The sequence below is a fragment of the Paraburkholderia sp. 2C genome, from assembly GCF_054589215.1.
This window is the reverse complement of the sequence record NZ_BAAILL010000036.1, coordinates 574,694-591,834: the sequence shown is the minus strand read 5'-3', so window position 1 is coordinate 591,834 and position 17,141 is coordinate 574,694. Positions and strand designations below refer to the sequence as shown.

Sequence of the window (17,141 nt, the reverse complement as noted above, 5' to 3'; positions counted from 1 at the left end):
AATGAAACAGGGTTTGCGCAACGTGCTCGCCGCGGCCGCACTGGCTGCTTCGATGGGATTCGCGCTGACGGCCAGCACGCCCGCCGGCGCCGCGACGCCGAAAGACATGCTCGTGATGGCGACGATGCTCGACGAGTTCTCGACGCTCGATCCGGGCGAAGTCTACGAGCTCGTCCCCGAGGAGTACGTCGCGAACACCTACGACCGGCTCGTGCGCGTCGACCTCAAGGACCCGTCGAAATTCAACGGCGACGTCGCGCAATCGTGGACCGTGAGTCCCGACGGGTTGACATTCACGTTCAAGATCAAAAGCGGGCTCAAGTTCCATTCCGGCAATCCGCTCACGGCCGATGACGTCGCCTGGTCGATCCAGCGCACGGTGCTGCTCGACAAGGGCGCGGCCGCGGTGCTGCAAGGCATCGGCCTCACCAAGGACAATGTGCTGCAACGGGTGAAGAAGATCGACGACACGACGGTCAGCGTAAGCACCGACCAGAAATACGCGCCGACCTTCGTGCTCAACGTGCTCGGCGCGTGGCCCGCATCGGTGGTCGACCGGCAGTTGCTGCTCGCGCACCAGAAGAACAACGATTTCGGCAACGAATGGCTGCGCACGAACGAAGCCGGCTCGGGCGCGTACAAGCTCGTCAAGTGGACCGCGAACGAGAGCCTGATTCTGCAGCGCTTCGACGGTTACCGTGTGCCGCTCGCGATGAAACGCATCGTGCTGCGTCACGTGCCCGAAGCCGCGACGCAGCGTCTGCTGCTCGAAAACGGCGACGCCGACATCGCGCGCAATCTGAGCCCCGACGACCTCGCCGCGCTCGAAAAATCGGGCAAGGCGCATGTCATGGCCGTGCCGCAGGCGACGCTGCTGTATCTGGGCCTGAACGTGAAAAACCCGAATCTCGCGAAGCCCGACGTACAGCAAGCCATGAAATGGCTGATCGACTACAACGGCATTCAAACCAATATCGCCAAGACCACGTTCAAGGTGCACCAGACCTTTCTGCCCGAAGGTTTTCTCGGCGCGCTGAACGACAACCCGTATCACCAGGATGTCGCGAAGGCAAAAGCGCTGCTTGCGAAAGCGGGCTTGCCGAACGGCTTCAAGGTTACGATGGACGTGCGCAGCGGCTACCCGTACAGCGACATTGCGCAGGCGGTGCAGGCGAATCTCGCGCAAGGCGGCATCCAGGTCGAGCTCATTCCCGGCGACAACAAGCAGACGCTCGCGAAATACCGCGCGCGGCAGCACGATATCTATATCGGCGAATGGTCGGCCGACTATATCGATCCGCACAGCAATGCGCAGGGCTTCGCATGGAACCCCGACAATTCGGACAAGTCCGCGTACAAGATGCTCGCCTGGCGCAATTCGTGGAACATTCCCGATCTGACGAAGGAGACGAACGAAGCGCTCGCTGAATCGTCTACGACGAAGCGCGCGCAGCTTTACCAGACGATGCAGAAGCAGATGCTCGCCAGTTCGCCGTTCGTCATCCTGTTCCAGCAGGTGTCGCAGGTTGCGATGCGGCCGGGCGTGAGCGGCATCGAAGTCGGTCCGATCAACGATCTCGTGTCGTATCTGCACCTGAAGAAGCAGCCATAACCGGAGCCACCATGTCGACTCCCGTCACGCCCTTCGACCGCCTGCGCGCGCTGCCTGCCCGGCACGCGGGCCTGCGCCGGGCGTTGCGCGGGCTGCGCTGGGTGCTGACGCTCGCCATCACGTTCGTCGGGCTGCTTGCGGTGACGTTCGTGATCGGCCGCAAGGTGCCGATCGATCCGGTGTTCGCGGTAGTCGGCGACCGCGCCTCCGCCACCGCCTACGCGGCCGCGCGCGCCCAACTGGGCCTCGACCAGCCGCTCGCGGTCCAGTTCGGGCTCTACGCACGCGACGTGCTGCACGGCAATCTCGGCATGTCGCTGCTCACCGCCAACCCGGTGCTCGACGACATCCGGCGCGTGTTTCCGGCCACACTCGAACTCGCGACGCTATCGACCCTGATCGGCGTGCTGATCGGCATACCACTCGGCGTGCTTGCGGCGGTCCGGCATAACCGCTGGATCGATCACCTCGCGCGCTTTGTCGGCCTGATCGGCAGTTCGGTGCCCGTGTTCTGGCTCGGGCTCATGGGCTTGCTGCTGTTTTACGCGAGATTGCATTGGGTGGGCGGGCCCGGCCGACTCGACCCGGTCTACGACGGCATGGTCGATACGCACACCGGCAGTCTGCTGATCGATGCGCTGATTGCCGGCGAATGGGAGGTGTTCCTCAACGCGCTGTCGCATATCGCGCTGCCGGCCGCGATCCTCGGCTACTACTCGGTCGCCTATCTGAGCCGGATGACACGCTCGTTCATGCTCGATCAGCTAAGCCAGGAATACATCACGACGGCACGCGCGAAGGGCTTGCCCGAGCGGCGCGTGATCTGGCGGCACGCGTTCGGCAACATCATGGTGCCGCTTCTGACCGTGATTGCGCTGTCGTACAGCTTTCTGCTCGAAGGCTCGGTGCTGACCGAAATCGTGTTCGCGTGGCCCGGCATCGGTTCGTATCTGACCGGCGCGCTGCTGAACGCCGATATGAACGCGGTGCTCGGCAGCACGCTCGTGATCGGCGCGACGTTTATCGCGCTCAATCTGCTGACCGACGCGCTGTACCGCGTGTTCGACCCGCGCGCCCGCTGACCATGCATCGCTACCCGCATTCCACGTATTGATGAGCCGTGTCCGCCCTTCATCCGAATCGACTGCGTCGCCCGACGAGCGCGCCGCGTCCGCGCAGGAGGCGCCCGTGACCGACGAGCCGCCGCCACGCGCGTCGGGCTGGCGCGCGTGGCTCCTGAGCGACGCGCCCGCCTCGCGCCGCCAGGCCGCGCTCGGCCTCGCGTATCGCCGCTGGCGCCGCTTTGCCGGCAATCCGTTATCGCTGTTCGGCTTCGCGATCCTGGTGCTGCTGATCGCAATTGCCGCATGCGGGCCGCTCGTCGCGCCGCACGACCCGCTGCGCCAGGTGCTGTCCGACCGGCTGCTGCCGCCGGGCTCGGCATCGCACTGGCTCGGCACCGACCAGCTCGGCCGCGACATCCTGTCCCGGCTCATTGACGGCGCGCGTATCACGCTGTCGATCGCGATCCTCGTGGTGGTCGTCGTGGTGCCGATCGGTCTTCTGATCGGCACGGTGGCGGGCTTTTTCGGCGGCTGGATCGACAACGTGCTGATGCGCGTCACCGATATCGCGCTCGCGTTTCCGAAGATCGTGCTCGCGCTCGCGTTCGCGGCGGCCGTCGGGCCCGGCGTGATCAACGCGGTCATCGCGATCTCGATTACCGCATGGCCCGCTTATGCGCGCCTTGCGCGCGCCGAAACGCTGCGGCTCGTCGACGCGGACTTTATCCACGTCGCGCGGCTGCAAGGCGCATCGCGCGCGCGGATTCTGCTGCGCTATATCGTGCCGCTGTGCTCGTCGTCGGTCATCGTGCGCGCGACGCTCGATATGGCGGGCATCATTCTGACCGTCGCGGGCCTCGGTTTTCTCGGTCTCGGCGCGCAGCCGCCGAGCCCCGAGTGGGGCTATATGGTTGCGTCGGGCCGCAACGTGCTGCTCAACGCATGGTGGGTCGCGACCATTCCGGGCTGCGCGATCCTGGTGGTGAGCCTCGCGTTCAATCTGCTCGGCGACGGACTGCGCGACGTGTTCGATCCGCGGCATGGAGACTGACGACATGACAGATGCTTCTCCGATCACGAGCACTTCTGGCAGCGCTTCGACGGGCGACGCTGCGCAGGCCCTCGCCGCCTCCGCGCTCGCCGAAATCGACGATCTGCGCATCGCCTTTCGCGGCCACGACGGCACGCTTGCCGACGCGGTACGCGGTGTGTCGTTCACGCTGAACCGCGGCGAGCGCCTTGGCATCGTCGGCGAATCCGGTTCGGGCAAATCGCTGACGGGCCGTGCCTTGCTCGGCTTGCTGCCACCCGCCGCGCAGATGCGCGCGAACACGCTGCGCTTCGACGGCACGGACCTGCTCGGGTTGAGCGCACGCAAGCGCCGGCAGTTGTGCGGGCAACAGATGGGCATGATCCTGCAGGACCCCAAATATTCGCTGAACCCGGTCATGACGGTGGCCGAACAGATGCGCGAAGCGTTCGCGCTGCACGCGCCGAAAACCGGCCGCCGCGAGATGCGCGAGAAGATCGTCGAGGCGCTGGCGGCCGTGCATATCTGCAATCCGCAGCGCGTCGCGGATGCGTATCCGCACGAGCTGTCGGGCGGCATGGGGCAGCGCGTGATGATCGCGATGATGGTGTCGACCGGCCCGCGCCTGCTGGTCGCCGACGAACCGACGAGCGCGCTCGATGTGCTTGTCGCCGCGCAAGTGCTCGCGATTCTCGACGAAACGATCGCGAAGCACGGCACCGGGCTGATTTTTATCAGCCACGATCTGCCGCTCGTGATGTCGTTCTGCGATCGCGTCGTCGTCATGTATGCGGGGCGTGTCGTCGAAACCTGCGCGGCGCGCGATCTGTTGCACGCGCAACACCCGTATACGCGTGGGCTGCTGGCCGCGAACCCGCCGCTCGCTCACCCACCGGACGAATTGCCGGTGCTCGCGCGCGATCCGGCATGGCTTGCGGATTCGCGCGACAGCACGCATCAGGGAGCGTCCGCATGAACGACCCGATGATCGACGTCGATGCGCTCACGGTGCGCTTTCGCACGAAAAGCGGACCATTCGACGCCGTACGCGATGCCAGTTTTCAGGTGCAAGCCGGCGAAGCATTTGGACTGGTCGGCGAATCGGGCTCCGGCAAATCGACGGTGTTACGCGCGTTGACGGGACTCGTGCCGATTGCCGGCGGACGCGTTGCGATCGGTGGGCGCCTCGTCGGCGCGCAGGCCAAACGCGGTTCGCGCGACGAGGCGCTGCGGCGCGAAGTGCAAATGGTGTTTCAGGACCCGTACGGATCGCTGCATCCGCGCTTTACCGTCGACCAAACGCTGCGCGAGCCGCTCGCGATCAACGGCCTCGATCGCGAAGACGAACGCATTGCGGCCGCGCTGCGCGAGGTCGGGCTCGGGCCGGCCTATCGTTTCCGCTATCCGCATCAGCTGTCGGGCGGCCAGCGGCAGCGCGTGGCCATCGCCCGCGCGCTGATTGTCGAGCCGCGTGTGCTGCTGCTCGACGAACCGACATCGGCGCTCGATGTATCGGTGCAGGCCGAAATACTCAACCTGCTGCGGCGTCTTGCGCGCGAGCGCGGCCTGACCCTCGTGCTGGTGAGCCACAATCTCGCCGTGGTCGGCTTTCTGTGCTCGCGCGTCGCCGTGATGCGCAACGGCGAGATGGTCGAAGCACTCGACATCGATGCCGTGCGCGAGCACCGTGTGCAGCATGAATACACACGCAGCCTGCTGCTTGCGACCGCGGGTTATCGGCGCAATGTGGCCGATGCGATCGGGGTGGATGCGGCGCTATAGCGGTATGGCAGGTGGAAGATGCCATGCGCGGACGTCGTCGTCGTTACTGCGCCGCCTTTAGCCGCTTGTTGAAGCGCCTCATTCCGTCGAAAACCTTCGTGGCGACATCGGTCGGGAACCCGGCCGGCAATTGAGCCGATACGTCGTCGATTACCGCGTCGGTGCGAAGCGCGACCTGCGCAATCATCTCCTCCACCTGCACGGCCGGGTAGCCGATGCGCGCGCCTTGCGCGATCCAGTGGCGCCGCTGGATTGCTTCGATGTGATAGTGCTTGTCCTGACCGCGCACCGACATCGCGAGCTTCGCCTTCTGCCGTGCAAGGCGGTTGCGCCCGTTGCCGATAATCGGGTGAGCGGACAGCACGTCGTAGAGCGGCGTCGACCGGTATTGATTGCGTGGGAAATGAGCAATGCTGAAGTTCTTCGCGTGGCCGTCGGTGGCCGCGAGAAGCCAGAACACGATCTGCGTCACGAAGAAATTGCGCCGGTCCGAAGCGGCGTCTTCGGCGCTCAGGAGAATTTCCGTGATGCGCTCGATGCCGGGCCCACCGTCGCTCTCGTACTTGCGCAGCGCCGGTGTACCGGTGGCCTGACACATGTCCTCTTGCGGAAGCCTCAGGATCCAGCGGCGATCGCTGGCAAGCCTGCGATCGAAGCGCGTGACAACGAGAACTTTCTGGTCGTCGAAGCGCGCAATGGCGCAGTCGGCCACCGGCAGTCCGTACGCGGCAACGATCTTCGAGCAGAGCCATTCGTTTTCGACCGATGTGTGCATATCGGCCTGCATGTTACCGACCCGCCCGAGCGGGAGCTTGAAAATATGCGTGGTGGGGGTGCTGCCTTCCGGCAGCAGCCATTGGCCGTCATGCCACAACAGCGCGGTTTTCTCCTGGGCGCCGGCGATAGACAGGCGCAGGTCTCCCACAGGATCGTGCCGGCCAAGCACGCCTGTGGCCGTGGTGTCGCGCAACAGTTTCGCAACTGCCGCCTCGTCGAGCGGCCTGCCGCGGATGCACTGCAGATCCGCCGGCGATTCATCCGGCGGCAGCAACTGGATCGCACCGACGCAGTCGCGGCCCAACTCCGTGAGCATGGCGAAAGACGACGTGTCGCGCGCCCGGTAGCGCACGGCGATGCGCCGCCGGATCGCCTCGCTGTCGGGCAGCAGGTTGTCGAAGAAGGCTTCGACCTCAGGCCCCTGGTACGGCTGGTTTCCCGGCGTAAAGGGCAATGAGAGCGATAACGGGCGGCCCTGCTCGTCCGCCACCCAGTCGTCGCGGTAGGCGAGCCGCTCGGCGCCGCGGGAGACTTCCCAGTAACCGACGGGCAGCCCGTTCATCCAGATGTCGAGTCTGTTCGCACGGGTGCCACGCATCATGGTTACCAATCCTCTCGCTTACGAATCACACGTTCCGTTGTCTTGCGCGCCGACGCGGCCTCTTTCGTTCCCTTGGCGCCGCCTGCCGCAGCCGCGGCGCCCTGCTTTCCCTTCGCGGCGACGCTGCCGGCGGCACGCTTCTGTGCCGCGGCGCCCGCTTTCGGCTTGCCGCCCGCTTGCAACCGCTTGCCTGTATCCGGCGGAGAAGCGGTGCGGGGCACGGTGCGCCGGGGGCGCACCGACCAACTGAGGGTCATGTCGACCTTCAGGATGCGCAACACCCGGAGCACGCGCTCGGTGCTGGCCGAGCCCGGATTGGCTTCGAGCGCCGCGTAGGTCTGCTGCCTGATGCCGAGGAGGGCCGCCATGCCGGCCTGGGTGAGGCCGGCCGATTTCCGGAAGGCCCTGAGCATCAGGTGAAGCTCGCTGGCTGTACGAACGGGATACTCCACGGTCCCACCTCCGCTTTGATCGCCCGAATACAGTCGATTACCTGTGAAACGATACTACAGCCCAAGGGCTGTACGCAATACAGGGAATAGGCTGTAAATTTGAAATACAGATTATAGACTGTAAATGCAAAATACAGTCTAAAGGCTGTAATCAGGAACCCGCTCGCCGGACTGCCGCGTGCGCCGCCCAAGCCACCGCCCAAACCACCACCCAAGACGCCGTCCGACGTTTACACCGGCCCTCACCCCGCCATCACCCGGTTCCTTCCCCGCGCCTTCGCCGCATAAAGCGCGGCGTCCGCGCGCGCCATCAGATGGGCGAGCGTTTCGCCGCGCCGATGTTCGTCCGCGCCCCCGCTGAACGTATAGACGAGCCGTTCGCCGGCGGAGATCGGGCAGCCGCAGCCGGCGATTTTCGCGCGCAGCCGGTCGAGCTGCTCGACCGCGTCCGCGCGCCCCGTCGATGGACAGAGCACCGCGAACTCCTCGCCGCCGAGACGCCCGAACAGATCGGTCGAGCGGATGTTCGCCGCGACGACGCGGCCGAAATGCGCGAGCACCTCGTCGCCGCAGGCGTGCCCGTGCTCGTCGTTGATCGCCTTGAAGTGATCGATATCGATGATCGCGATCGACAGCCGCGTCCCGTTCGCGACCGCGTGAGCAAGCCGCGCTTCCGCGCGCGCGAGAAACGCGCGGCGCGTGAGCGCACCCGTCAGTTCATCGAGGTTCGCCCAGCGCTCGAGCCGCTCGGCCATCCGGTCGTGCGCGAGCATCACCATGCCGATCGACAGCGACGGCAGTGCCAGAATGCCGAGGCCGAGGAACGTCACGTTCACCACATTCGGCTGCAGCAAGGCCGTCTGGTGCACCAGGCCGAACCCGTAGATGAGCCCGCGCGACAGATGGCCTAGCGCGCCGAGCGAGGCGGTCGCGGCGACGAAGTGGTAGCTGTATTTCGGCCGCCCAGGTATATGGCCCTTATAGGTGATCCAGCCGACCGACGCGTACACATACGCGTGAAACAGCGACGCGAGCAGAATGCGCGCATTGATGTCGGGCACGACGTAGGTCCAGCACAGGAAGCCGATCATCATCGCGGCCCAGCATACGTATTCGCCGAATTCGATCGGCCGCCGTCCGAAGAACTGGCGGCAACCCTGCAACATCTGCAGCACTGCTATCGAGAAGATGCCGTTGGCGATCATCACCGACAGATAAAGCGGTGTGGTGCGTTGCAGTGCGAACAGAATGAGCCCGACAATCGCGAGCGAGTTGCCGCTGATCCAGTAGCCGACGCCTGGGATCGCCGCCGGCCGCAATGAGCCGAGCACGGCCATGCTCATGATGCCGGAGAGCACGGTCACGATCAGGATATTGACTGGGTCGAGCATGGGCGGAGCGGTATAGCGCAAAGCGCCGCTGAAGTTGCACAAGCGATGCGGCAGCGCCCGATGCCGGCAAGGCTGCGCAACGAGATTGTCGGACTATGTGAGTTTACGGCACGTAACCCGCATTTCTTGATAGGCACGAACCTGAAAGGCATGGACGACATGTCGTGTTTAAAATCGACGCATGACTACACCGCCGACCTTGCCTGCGCCACCCTCGCGCGACGGGCCCGAATTGCCGCTGCACACGCCGAGCGCCGCACCGTTGACCGCCGCTGCATTGATCGCGCTCGTCGCGTGGCTTGCATTCGCCGCGCAAACCGACATCACGATCGGACGGCTCGCCGCGCGCGGCTATGACGTGCTCGATGCGCTCGAGCGCATGAGCAGCTATCTGACGAACCTGACGGCGCTGTTGTGCGCCATCAGCTTCACCTGCATTGCGCTGCGGCCGCCCACGCCGCTCGGCCGCTTCTTCCGCGCGCCGACGGTGGTCACGGCAATCGTCGTGTACATGGTCTTCGTCGGCCTCGCATACAACGTGCTGCTGCGCCATCTGGGGACACCGCACGGCTACCGGTCGGTCGTCAATGAAAGCCTGCATTCGGTATTGCCGGTGCTCTGCGCGCTTTACTGGCTGCTGTTCGTGCCGCGCTTTCATCTGACGATTCGACGCAGCCTGTTGTGGCTCGTCTATCCGCTCGCGTATATCGCCATGACGATGCTGCGCGGCGCGCTGTCGGACTTCTATCCGTATCCTTTTATCGACGTCCTCGAACTCGGCTACGAGCGTGTGCTGATCAACGAGATTCTGCTGGTGGGCGCGTTTGCTGCGCTGATGGCGCTATTTATCGCGATCAATCACCGGCGGCCGCGGCGCACGCGCGAAGCATCGATCGTTCAAAACGCGCGGCAGGACGTGACTCGCGATGCGGGGCGATAGCGCGCGCTTCGTTCTTCGATATATCGCGTCATCCCGTCAGCGCGATTCGCTTGTATAAGCGACCTCGCGTGCGGACCGCCTGGCGAAGCACGGCTTTCGACGATGTCAGGTCGGCGATGTGTGGCATGAGGATTGCCCCTTCTGCAGGGAGCGAGCGCGTCGGCCGTCATTCGCGACGCCGATAGCGCCCACGAACCGCAAGCGAGCCGACTCATGACCATGACACGTCATCTGCCGCAAGGCACACGCAACTGGCGTCTTCACACCCCGACGCCGCCTGAAATCGAACCCGATCCGACAGCGCCGCCGAGCGACGATCCCGACGCGCCTGCCGTGCCCGAACGGGAGCCCGGCGGCACGCCGCCGCCGGCCGGCGACCCGCCACCGGAGGCACCGCCGACGCGCATGCGCATCCGCGCAGCGCGCGCCGCCTGCTGACCGGGCCGCTCTGCCGCCCGTCAATCCGCGGCCAGCGCCGCAAGCGTATCGCCGAATCCGCCGCGCACACGCGCATCGGTGCGCGCGCTCGTGACGACGCGCGGCGCCGCGCTCCACGCGATGCGCTCACCGGCCGCGATAAGCAGATCGACGAGCGCAACGTCTTCACTGCACGCCAGCGGCGGAAAACCGCCTGCGCGGCGGTACGCGCGCGCCGACACGCCGATGTTCGCACCGTGCACATGCCGGTGCCCGTCCGTATCCATGTACGCGCGATAGAACGCGGATCGCGTGCGTTCGTGATGCGGCGTCCAGTCGTCGACGACCACGGGCCCGCACACCGCCGGCGCGCGCAGCGCGAGCTGCGCGGCAAGCCAGTCCGGCGCGACGCGGCTATCGGCATCGGTGAATGCGAGCCAGCGTGCGCCGCGTGCGAGCAGCCGGTCGGCACCGGCCGCGCGCGCGATGCCGACATTGCGCGCCTCGATCTCGATCGTCTCGACACTGAAATCGCGCGCAACGGCGGCGCTGTCGTCGTCGCAGCTATCGAGCACGACGACGATCTGCACCGCTTCGCCACGCAGACGCGGATGTCGCGCCGCCTCGCACGCCGCCCGCAGGCTCGCGCCGAGCAGGTCCGCTTCGTTATGCGCCGGAATCACGATGCCGATCATGCGAGTCCCTCCTGTTGCGCGACCGAACGGCCGTCCGCCGACCACACATCGAGCAGCAGGTCGGGTTCTTCGTGATGAACGATGCGGGTCAGCGAAGCGCAGCGGTCGAGCGCGGCATGCGCAGCCTCGGCCGACTGGCGCCGTTCGACGAAGGCGTGGCGCCAATGGCACGCGACGAGCGTGCCGTCGGCGGAAAGCGACGCACACGCGCGTTGCGCCAGCTGTGCGATTTCATCGGCATCGAGGTAGTACGCGAGTTCGCCGATAACGATCAGATCGAACCGCCCGCCGTGCGTGTCGTGCGTCTCGTGCGGATGCGCATGGGGCCACTCGTGCGGCAGCACGCGCTGCTCGATCGCCACATTGCGTAACTGCGCGCAACGTTCACGCGCCAGTTGCACCGCGCGGCCACTCAGATCGCACGCAAAGAGCGCCTCGCAGCGCGCGGCGAGCAGCGCCGTCAACTCGCCGTTCGCGCAGGCAGGCTCGAAGGCGCGTCGAAAACGCTCGCGCGGCAGTGCCGCGAGCGTCAGTTGCTGCTTGCGGCGTTCGTACCAGCGGTGGCGGTAGCCCCACGGGTCGTCGTCTGCGCGGTACAGGTTTTCGAAATAGGTGCTGGAAAGCGCCATGTAGTCAACTCCTCGCACTACAGACGGAAAAGTGGCCACTGCGCGTCCGGCTCCTCGCACGCGAGCGGGTCGAGCAGAGCAAACCGATCGGACGCATGGCGCAAGGCTTCGCCGAGCGACGCCGCATCGCGTTCCGCATGGCTTTGGCGCAGAAACACCGGCAAATCCGCGGCCGCGCGCGCAAAGTGAAGATCCGTGCATAAGGGACCGGGGCCGAGCGCGCGTGTCGCATGCGCGAGCACCGATGTCGCGGCCTCTTCGACGGCGAGGCGCGCGCGCATCACGCGGCGCATCGCGTCGGCGCGTGGATAGCGGTCGATCCATGCAGCGGTCTCGCGCAGCAGCGCGCCGGCGGCGGCCAGCTGCGCGTCGGCCGCGCCCAGATGGGCGCACGCATGCGGATCCTGGCGCCGCACGACGTGCGCACGCAGCACGGCGGCGATGTCGGCCGCGCAGCCATACCAGCACGCGGCAATACCGGCGCCGCCGTGCCAGAAGCCGGGCCGCGCGAGATAGGCGCCCGCCGCGCCGACCTGCCACGCAAGCGCGCCGTCGAAACAGACTTCGCTCGTGCCGGTCGCCGCCATACCGATTGCGTTCCAGCCGCCGTCCGAGACATGGACCGATGGCTGCGCGAGTTCGACCGCCGCAAGCAGAGGCTCGCCGTCATGCGACACCGTGACGAGTGCATGCGTGAGCAACGCGGCGCCCGAGCACCAGGGCTTGACGCCTTCGAGACGCAGTGCGGCGCCAGTTCCCGCGTTTTCCAGCGGACGATCCCGGACATCGGTACGTGCGTTGTCAGGCCCGTCGTTAAGGGCGCCATTACGCGTATTGCCGCGCGTGCCATGACGCTCCGTCATCGCCGTCACTTTCCGGTTCGGCGGCTCGGCGGCCCAGACGCCCCAACGTTGCCCCGGCGCCGCGAGTCCGGACGCGCGCAGTTCGGCGAGAATCGCGAGTGCGTCGGTATGCCCTTCGTAGAGCTTGACGAGCGCCAGGTCGCACGCGGCGACCGCGGCGAGCGCGCTCCAACGCTCGACGGTGCGTCCCCGTCCCGGCAGCGGCAAGCGGTCGAGCCCGCGCGCGCACAGCGCTTCGAGCGCGGCGCCGCGACTTTGCGGCGCATCGGTGGTGAAGCGCATGGCGGCAAGCTGTTGCTCGAGCGCGCGATGCAGCCCACCCTGCTCCGCATCGCCATGCGCGCGATTTCGATTTGTCTGACCCACGCGATCGGCGTAGTTGTCTTGTCGCGCGTCGCCCTGCTCCGTGCGGCTGACGTCGTCCGCCTGACCGGCATCGCGCGTACGACGATCGATGCGTTCAGCGTCGCCGCCATCGCGTGGGCCGGCTTGCGCCGCGCCTGTTCGACCCTGTCGCGCGCCTGCCGCGCCTTGCACGCGGCGCACAACGTCGCGCGCCGCATCGTTGCCGATGTGGTTCATCGTGACCTCCGTCGGGGAATCATTGCGGCAGGCGCCTGACCGTGCGAAGCGATTCGCGAAGCGCACGAATCGGTCTGACGCAGGTCAATACACATGCCATGACATTGCAGACGGAACCGCAAGCGACATGCCTATCCGCAGAGACTGCATGGCAGCCCGCCCAGACGAGCCTGTCGACCCGAACGCCCGATCGCGCGGAAAACTTTTTGCAAGCATCGGCACAGTGTTTGCAACGCGTTCCCGCATCCGCCGTCGGTTGCGAATCGCGCGCCGCGTCCCGCCGCGTCCATCTGCTGACACGCGCCGCGCGCATCACGTCCCGCACCGTTCGCGACCAGGCGTTTCACGACATGACCGTTACGAGGTTTCCCATGTCCACTCAACCGATGCAAAAGGTCGCCGCGCTCGCCGATCTCGAAGAAGCCCGTCCCCGCCGTGTCAAGATCGGCGACACACCGATCGTGCTGATCCGTGCCGGCGACACCGTTCACGCCTACGGGGCGGATTGCCCGCACGCGGGCGCGCCGCTCGAGGAAGGCGCGGTTTGCCATGGGCGATTGATCTGCCCGTGGCACAAGGCCACGTTCGATATCGCCAGCGGCGCGATCGTCGAACCGCCGGCGCTGCTGCCGCTGACAAGCTACCCGGTAAAAATCGACGGCGGCGACGTGCTCGTGTCGAGCGACGCCGAAGCGAGGCCGTTGGCCGGGTCCGCGAGCGGCGCGGGCGCAACTGGGGCGCAGGCCAGCGTTCAGCAAAGTGGCGCCGTCGGGAAAGCAAACGCGGCAAAAGCGGCGACGCCACGCGTCTTCGCCATCGTCGGCGCCGGTGCGGCCGGCGCGGCCGCGTGCGCGGCGCTGCGTGAATTCGGTTATCGCGAGCGCATCGTGCTGATCGACGACGACGCGCACGCGCCGTACGACCGCACCGTGCTCAGCAAATTCGTGCCGTCCGGCGACATGAAAATCGACGATGTGCCGCCGCTTTTGCCCGAGGGCTTTTTCGAAGAGCACAACATCGAGCGGCTGCACGCGCATGCAACGCGGCTCGATGCGAAGCGTCGCGAAATCGAGTTCGACGGCCAGCCGATGCTGCACTACGACGCGGCGCTGATTGCGACGGGCGGCATACCGAAAATGCCGCCGTTGCGCGGCAGCGAAGACCCGGCACTCAACGAGCGGCTGTTATTGCTGCGCAATCGCGCCGACGCGGCGCGCCTCGCCGAACTCGCCGCGCAGGCGAAACATGCGGTCGTGCTCGGCGGCGGCTTTATCGGGCTCGAAGTGGCCGCGTCGCTGCGCAAGCGCACGTTGCGCGTTACGGTCGTCTCGCCGGACAGCGTGCCGTTCGAAAAGCAGTTCGGCGTCGAACTCGGGCGCATCTTTATGAAGCTGCATGAAGAGAACGGCACCGAATTCCGCATGCGCACGCAAATCGAAGGCGTCGAGTCAGGCAACCCGCTGCGCGTGCGGCTGTCGGGCGGCGATGCGCTCGATTGCGACCTGTTGATCGCAGGCACCGGCGTCGCGCCCGCCACGCATTTCGTGACCGGTGTCACGCACAACGACGACGGCGGACTGAACGTCGACGCTTCGATGCGCGTCGCCGAAAACCTGTATGCGGCGGGCGACGTCGCCGCGTTTCCGTACGGCGACAACCGCCGCGTGCGCATCGAGCACTGGCGCGTCGCGCAACAGCACGCGCGCAGAGCGGCTCGCGCGATGGCCTGCGGCGGCGATCTGGAGTCGCTCGTACCGTTCTTCTGGACTTACCACTTCGACCGGAACTTCAACTACCTCGGTCATCCGCAATCGTGGGACGACGTGGTGATGACGGGCACGCCGGATCAATACGACTTCATCGCCCTGCTGTGCAAGCATGGTTTTGTCGCGGGCGCGCTCGGCTGCGGCCGCGATACGGCGCTTGCGAAGCTGGCTGAAGCGATGCGCGAGCCGCTGCACTGCGACGACGCCAGGCGGTTGATCGCAGCCGATGGCGACTGGAACACCTGAGGCGCGTGCGCGCCATTCGGCCTCGGTTTGCCCATCGAGCGCGCGCCGTCTCTACAGCCCACCCTGCACGCCCAACTCGACGACCTCTTCCGCCCGATAGCCCGTCATGCTCGGCACTGGACGCCGAATGAAACGTCCTCTCGCCGAACAGCCGCTCGCGCCGGCGACGCATCTGTCCGTGCGAGCAGCCGGGCATCAGCCGGGCATCCCTTCGTCGCGCGGCAGGAACAAGGTCGTACGCTTCGACTCGAAATGCCAGTCGCAGAGTTGACCGGGCGGGCCCGGCTGACCCTCGAGCGACGCGCGTAGCCGCGGCGGATTCGGCCGCTCGACAAACCCGTGCCGCGAAACGATCTCATCACAGCCGGCGCCCAGATCGCGCCCTTCGATGCGATCGCGGTTGCCAGCAGCGCGATAAGCACCGTCGGTATCAGCGTCCGCCTGCGGTTCGGCTTCGCGAACGGCGCGCTGGGCGCTCTTCGCGGGTGCACCGTTCGAGGTCGCGGTCATCGTTGCAAGGCCTCCTGCCCTTCATTCACCCATTCGCTTGCCGATTCACTTGCCAAGACTGTCGCGCAGGCTGCGCACGTCGCGCGCGGTGACGGGCGGCGCGTCGTTGCCCCACGCATTGCGCACGAAAGTCAGCACGCGGGCCATTTCCGTATCGGTCAGCGTGCCCGCGAACGCAGGCATCTTCTTCGGCTCCGGCCCGGTCTGCGTATGCGGTGCTTCGCCGCCTTCGACCAGCAGCCGCACGAGCGAATCGGTATGCGGGCTCAGCACCGCGGGATTGCCGGCGAGGCGCGGATACTTCAACGGCTCGCCCATGCCGTCGGCCTTGTGGCAGCGCGCGCAAAAGCCCTGATAGAGACCGGCGCCCGGCAACTCGACATCGCCGGTATTGAGCGCGCGCACGGTACGCAACGCGGCGCGCGAACGGTCGTCGAAATGCCCTGAAGACTCGCGCGGCGGCAGACTCTTCAGATAGCCGGCAATCGCATGGAGATCGTCGTCGCTCATGTATTGCGTGCTGTCCTCGACGACCTGCACCATGCTGCCGAACGTGACGAATCCGCCGCCGTGCGCGGCCTGTCCCGCCAGTTCGCCATGTCCGCTGCGCAGAAACGCGACGATGGCCTCTTCCGGAACGCGGCCAAGGCCCGAGCCCGCATCGCCCGTCAGGTTGGGCGCGAACCAGTGGTCGTTCGTGCCGCCGGTCAGATAGAGGCGCGATCCCTGGTCGTAACCGCGCTCCTGGTAAGCGGGGCCGCGCGGCGTATGGCACGCGCCGCAGTGCCCGAGCGACTGCACGAGATAGGCGCCGCGATTCCATTGCGCACTTTGCGTCGAGCGCGGCACGTACACCTCGTTCGGCGCGAATGCGAAGCTCCAGAACATCAGCGCCCAGCGCTGGTTGAACGGAAACGGCAGCTTCGTCGGCGGCGCCGGTGTCGCGACGGGCTGCACGCCATGCATGAAATACGCGTAGAGCGCGTGCATGTCGTCGTCGTTGATCTTCGCAAACGACGGGAACGGCATGGCCGGATAAAGCCGTTTATTGCCGGGCGCCACGCCCTCGCGCACGGCGCGCGCGAAATCGTCGTAGCGGTAGCGGCCGATTCCCGCGTGCGGGTCCGGCGTGATGTTCGACGAGAAGATCGTGCCGAACGGCGAGCCCATCGGCAGGCCACCCGCGAACGGCGCGGCCGGATGCAGCGGCGCCCGGCCCGATGTCCCGCCCGGCGGCGCCGTGTGGCAGCCCGCGCAATCGGCAGCTTTCGCGAGGTACTCGCCCTTTGCGATCAGCTTCGCGTCGCTCGTGTCGAACCGCGCGACGGGCGTTTGTGCGCCGGCACGGCGCGGCATCGCGCTTACCGCGAACAGCACCGCGCCCGACATCGCGGCCGCGATCACGATTGCGGCGATACCGGCCGCGAACGTTGCGCGTCTTTGCATCGCCATCACCATGGGCCGCCGCACGGCGACACGATCACCACCGCGAGCACGGTGACGATCATGCCGAACATGAACAGTGCGCTCGACAACGCGCCGACCCGCGCGAGAAACCACTCGAGTTCCGCGACGCGTCGCGCGCGGCCCTCGAGCGGACGCTTGTTCTTTTCGCGCGTCAACACGACATTGCGCCAGGCGATCACGACGCCCGCGACAGCGAGCACGCAGCACGCCACGCTCACCGCGATCAGCACCGGCATCGCCCATGACGGCGGCCCCTGCGGACGGATCGCGTCGGACAATGCGCACACATTCGCGGTCAGCACTTCACCCGCGACCAT

Annotated in this window: 18 protein-coding genes; 9 read left to right on the top strand and 9 right to left on the bottom strand. The window is 66.4% G+C overall.

Translation table 11 applies throughout. The features are described 5' to 3' along the window. The first annotated feature begins 1 nt into the window (after position 1). The 5 genes from ACYPXD_RS15325 to ACYPXD_RS15305 all read left to right on the top strand — a co-directional run bounded on the left by ACYPXD_RS15325 (position 2) and on the right by ACYPXD_RS15305 (position 5,488). Positions 2-1,612 (top strand): ABC transporter substrate-binding protein, encoded by a 1,611-nt coding sequence (locus ACYPXD_RS15325; protein ID WP_459712693.1) that lies wholly within the window; start codon positions 2-4, stop codon positions 1,610-1,612. Between the two features lie 11 nt (positions 1,613-1,623). Continuing rightward, positions 1,624-2,694, top strand: coding sequence for an ABC transporter permease (locus ACYPXD_RS15320; protein WP_459712691.1), 1,071 nt, complete (start codon positions 1,624-1,626; stop codon positions 2,692-2,694). 106 nt (positions 2,695-2,800) lie between these two features. Continuing rightward, positions 2,801-3,727 (top strand): nickel transporter permease, encoded by a 927-nt coding sequence (nikC, locus tag ACYPXD_RS15315; protein WP_459712689.1) that lies wholly within the window; start codon positions 2,801-2,803, stop codon positions 3,725-3,727. A gap of 4 nt (positions 3,728-3,731) precedes the next feature. Then, positions 3,732-4,682: an ABC transporter ATP-binding protein gene (locus ACYPXD_RS15310; RefSeq protein WP_459712687.1), complete on the top strand. Its 951-nt coding sequence runs from the start codon at positions 3,732-3,734 to the stop codon at positions 4,680-4,682. Positions 4,683-4,690: 8 nt separating this feature from the next. Continuing rightward, on the top strand, positions 4,691-5,488 hold the full coding sequence (locus ACYPXD_RS15305; protein ID WP_459713340.1) for an ABC transporter ATP-binding protein: 798 nt from the start codon (positions 4,691-4,693) through the stop codon (positions 5,486-5,488). 43 nt (positions 5,489-5,531) lie between these two features. Here ACYPXD_RS15305 and ACYPXD_RS15300 read toward each other — a convergent pair whose 3' ends face one another. The 3 genes from ACYPXD_RS15300 to ACYPXD_RS15290 form a co-directional block, all read right to left on the bottom strand. Further along, entirely contained in the window at positions 5,532-6,866 is a 1,335-nt protein-coding gene (locus ACYPXD_RS15300) for a type II toxin-antitoxin system HipA family toxin (RefSeq protein ID WP_459712685.1), read from the bottom strand. A 2-nt stretch (positions 6,867-6,868) separates the two neighbouring features. Beyond that, on the bottom strand, positions 6,869-7,318 hold the full coding sequence (locus ACYPXD_RS15295) for a helix-turn-helix transcriptional regulator (RefSeq protein WP_459712683.1): 450 nt from the start codon (positions 7,316-7,318) through the stop codon (positions 6,869-6,871). Between the two features lie 242 nt (positions 7,319-7,560). Then, positions 7,561-8,709, bottom strand: a complete 1,149-nt coding sequence (locus tag ACYPXD_RS15290) for a GGDEF domain-containing protein (RefSeq protein WP_459712679.1) — start codon at positions 8,707-8,709, stop codon at positions 7,561-7,563. 181 nt (positions 8,710-8,890) lie between these two features. Between ACYPXD_RS15290 and ACYPXD_RS15285 the strand changes: the two genes are divergently transcribed. Next, the gene (locus tag ACYPXD_RS15285; RefSeq protein WP_459712676.1) at positions 8,891-9,649 is read left to right on the top strand and encodes a Pr6Pr family membrane protein; all 759 of its coding nucleotides are present in this window, start codon (positions 8,891-8,893) and stop codon (positions 9,647-9,649) included. A 213-nt stretch (positions 9,650-9,862) separates the two neighbouring features. After that, on the top strand, positions 9,863-10,087 hold the full coding sequence (locus ACYPXD_RS15280) for a hypothetical protein (RefSeq protein ID WP_459712674.1): 225 nt from the start codon (positions 9,863-9,865) through the stop codon (positions 10,085-10,087). 20 nt (positions 10,088-10,107) lie between these two features. Here ACYPXD_RS15280 and ACYPXD_RS15275 read toward each other — a convergent pair whose 3' ends face one another. From ACYPXD_RS15275 to ACYPXD_RS15265, 3 genes are read right to left on the bottom strand one after another with little or no spacing between them, the layout of a single operon-like run. After that, positions 10,108-10,761, bottom strand: coding sequence for a glycosyltransferase family 2 protein (locus tag ACYPXD_RS15275; protein WP_459712671.1), 654 nt, complete (start codon positions 10,759-10,761; stop codon positions 10,108-10,110). Next, complete coding sequence (locus ACYPXD_RS15270; protein WP_459712668.1) at positions 10,758-11,390, bottom strand: class I SAM-dependent methyltransferase; 633 nt, start codon at positions 11,388-11,390, stop codon at positions 10,758-10,760. The genes ACYPXD_RS15275 and ACYPXD_RS15270 overlap by 4 nt, the downstream gene beginning before the upstream one ends. 17 nt (positions 11,391-11,407) lie before the next feature. Then, positions 11,408-12,535: an acyl-CoA dehydrogenase gene (locus ACYPXD_RS15265; RefSeq protein WP_459712666.1), complete on the bottom strand. Its 1,128-nt coding sequence runs from the start codon at positions 12,533-12,535 to the stop codon at positions 11,408-11,410. Between the two features lie 27 nt (positions 12,536-12,562). Between ACYPXD_RS15265 and ACYPXD_RS15260 the strand changes: the two genes are divergently transcribed. Continuing rightward, the gene (locus tag ACYPXD_RS15260) at positions 12,563-12,874 is read left to right on the top strand and encodes a hypothetical protein (RefSeq protein ID WP_459712664.1); all 312 of its coding nucleotides are present in this window, start codon (positions 12,563-12,565) and stop codon (positions 12,872-12,874) included. 332 nt (positions 12,875-13,206) lie between these two features. Continuing rightward, positions 13,207-14,847, top strand: a complete 1,641-nt coding sequence (locus tag ACYPXD_RS15255) for an FAD-dependent oxidoreductase (protein WP_459712662.1) — start codon at positions 13,207-13,209, stop codon at positions 14,845-14,847. Positions 14,848-15,042: 195 nt separating this feature from the next. Here ACYPXD_RS15255 and ACYPXD_RS15250 read toward each other — a convergent pair whose 3' ends face one another. The 3 genes from ACYPXD_RS15250 to ACYPXD_RS15240 form a co-directional block, all read right to left on the bottom strand. Next, entirely contained in the window at positions 15,043-15,357 is a 315-nt protein-coding gene (locus ACYPXD_RS15250) for a hypothetical protein (RefSeq protein ID WP_459712659.1), read from the bottom strand. A 45-nt stretch (positions 15,358-15,402) separates the two neighbouring features. Continuing rightward, entirely contained in the window at positions 15,403-16,803 is a 1,401-nt protein-coding gene (locus ACYPXD_RS15245; RefSeq protein ID WP_459712657.1) for a c-type cytochrome, read from the bottom strand. A gap of 5 nt (positions 16,804-16,808) precedes the next feature. Then, the coding region (locus ACYPXD_RS15240; protein ID WP_459712655.1) for a hypothetical protein at positions 16,809-17,141 on the bottom strand (333 nt) is incomplete at its 5' end.

Bases quoted from the DNA above. Each gene is read 5' to 3' on its own strand.
- ACYPXD_RS15325 (WP_459712693.1), top strand. From the start codon at position 2: ATGAAACAGGGTTTGCGCAACGTGCTCGCCGCGGCCGCACTGGCTGCT.
- ACYPXD_RS15320 (WP_459712691.1), top strand. From the start codon at position 1,624: ATGTCGACTCCCGTCACGCCCTTCGACCGCCTGCGCGCGCTGCCTGCC.
- ACYPXD_RS15310 (WP_459712687.1), top strand. From the start codon at position 3,732: ATGACAGATGCTTCTCCGATCACGAGCACTTCTGGCAGCGCTTCGACG.
- ACYPXD_RS15305 (WP_459713340.1), top strand. From the start codon at position 4,691: ATGATCGACGTCGATGCGCTCACGGTGCGCTTTCGCACGAAAAGCGGA.
- ACYPXD_RS15300 (WP_459712685.1), bottom strand. From the start codon at position 6,866: ATGATGCGTGGCACCCGTGCGAACAGACTCGACATCTGGATGAACGGG.
- ACYPXD_RS15290 (WP_459712679.1), bottom strand. From the start codon at position 8,709: ATGCTCGACCCAGTCAATATCCTGATCGTGACCGTGCTCTCCGGCATC.
- ACYPXD_RS15285 (WP_459712676.1), top strand. From the start codon at position 8,891: ATGACTACACCGCCGACCTTGCCTGCGCCACCCTCGCGCGACGGGCCC.
- ACYPXD_RS15280 (WP_459712674.1), top strand. From the start codon at position 9,863: ATGACCATGACACGTCATCTGCCGCAAGGCACACGCAACTGGCGTCTT.
- ACYPXD_RS15275 (WP_459712671.1), bottom strand. From the start codon at position 10,761: ATGATCGGCATCGTGATTCCGGCGCATAACGAAGCGGACCTGCTCGGC.
- ACYPXD_RS15270 (WP_459712668.1), bottom strand. From the start codon at position 11,390: ATGGCGCTTTCCAGCACCTATTTCGAAAACCTGTACCGCGCAGACGAC.
- ACYPXD_RS15265 (WP_459712666.1), bottom strand. From the start codon at position 12,535: ATGCGCTTCACCACCGATGCGCCGCAAAGTCGCGGCGCCGCGCTCGAA.
- ACYPXD_RS15260 (WP_459712664.1), top strand. From the start codon at position 12,563: ATGCAGCCCACCCTGCTCCGCATCGCCATGCGCGCGATTTCGATTTGT.
- ACYPXD_RS15255 (WP_459712662.1), top strand. From the start codon at position 13,207: ATGTCCACTCAACCGATGCAAAAGGTCGCCGCGCTCGCCGATCTCGAA.
- ACYPXD_RS15250 (WP_459712659.1), bottom strand. From the start codon at position 15,357: ATGACCGCGACCTCGAACGGTGCACCCGCGAAGAGCGCCCAGCGCGCC.
- ACYPXD_RS15245 (WP_459712657.1), bottom strand. From the start codon at position 16,803: ATGCAAAGACGCGCAACGTTCGCGGCCGGTATCGCCGCAATCGTGATC.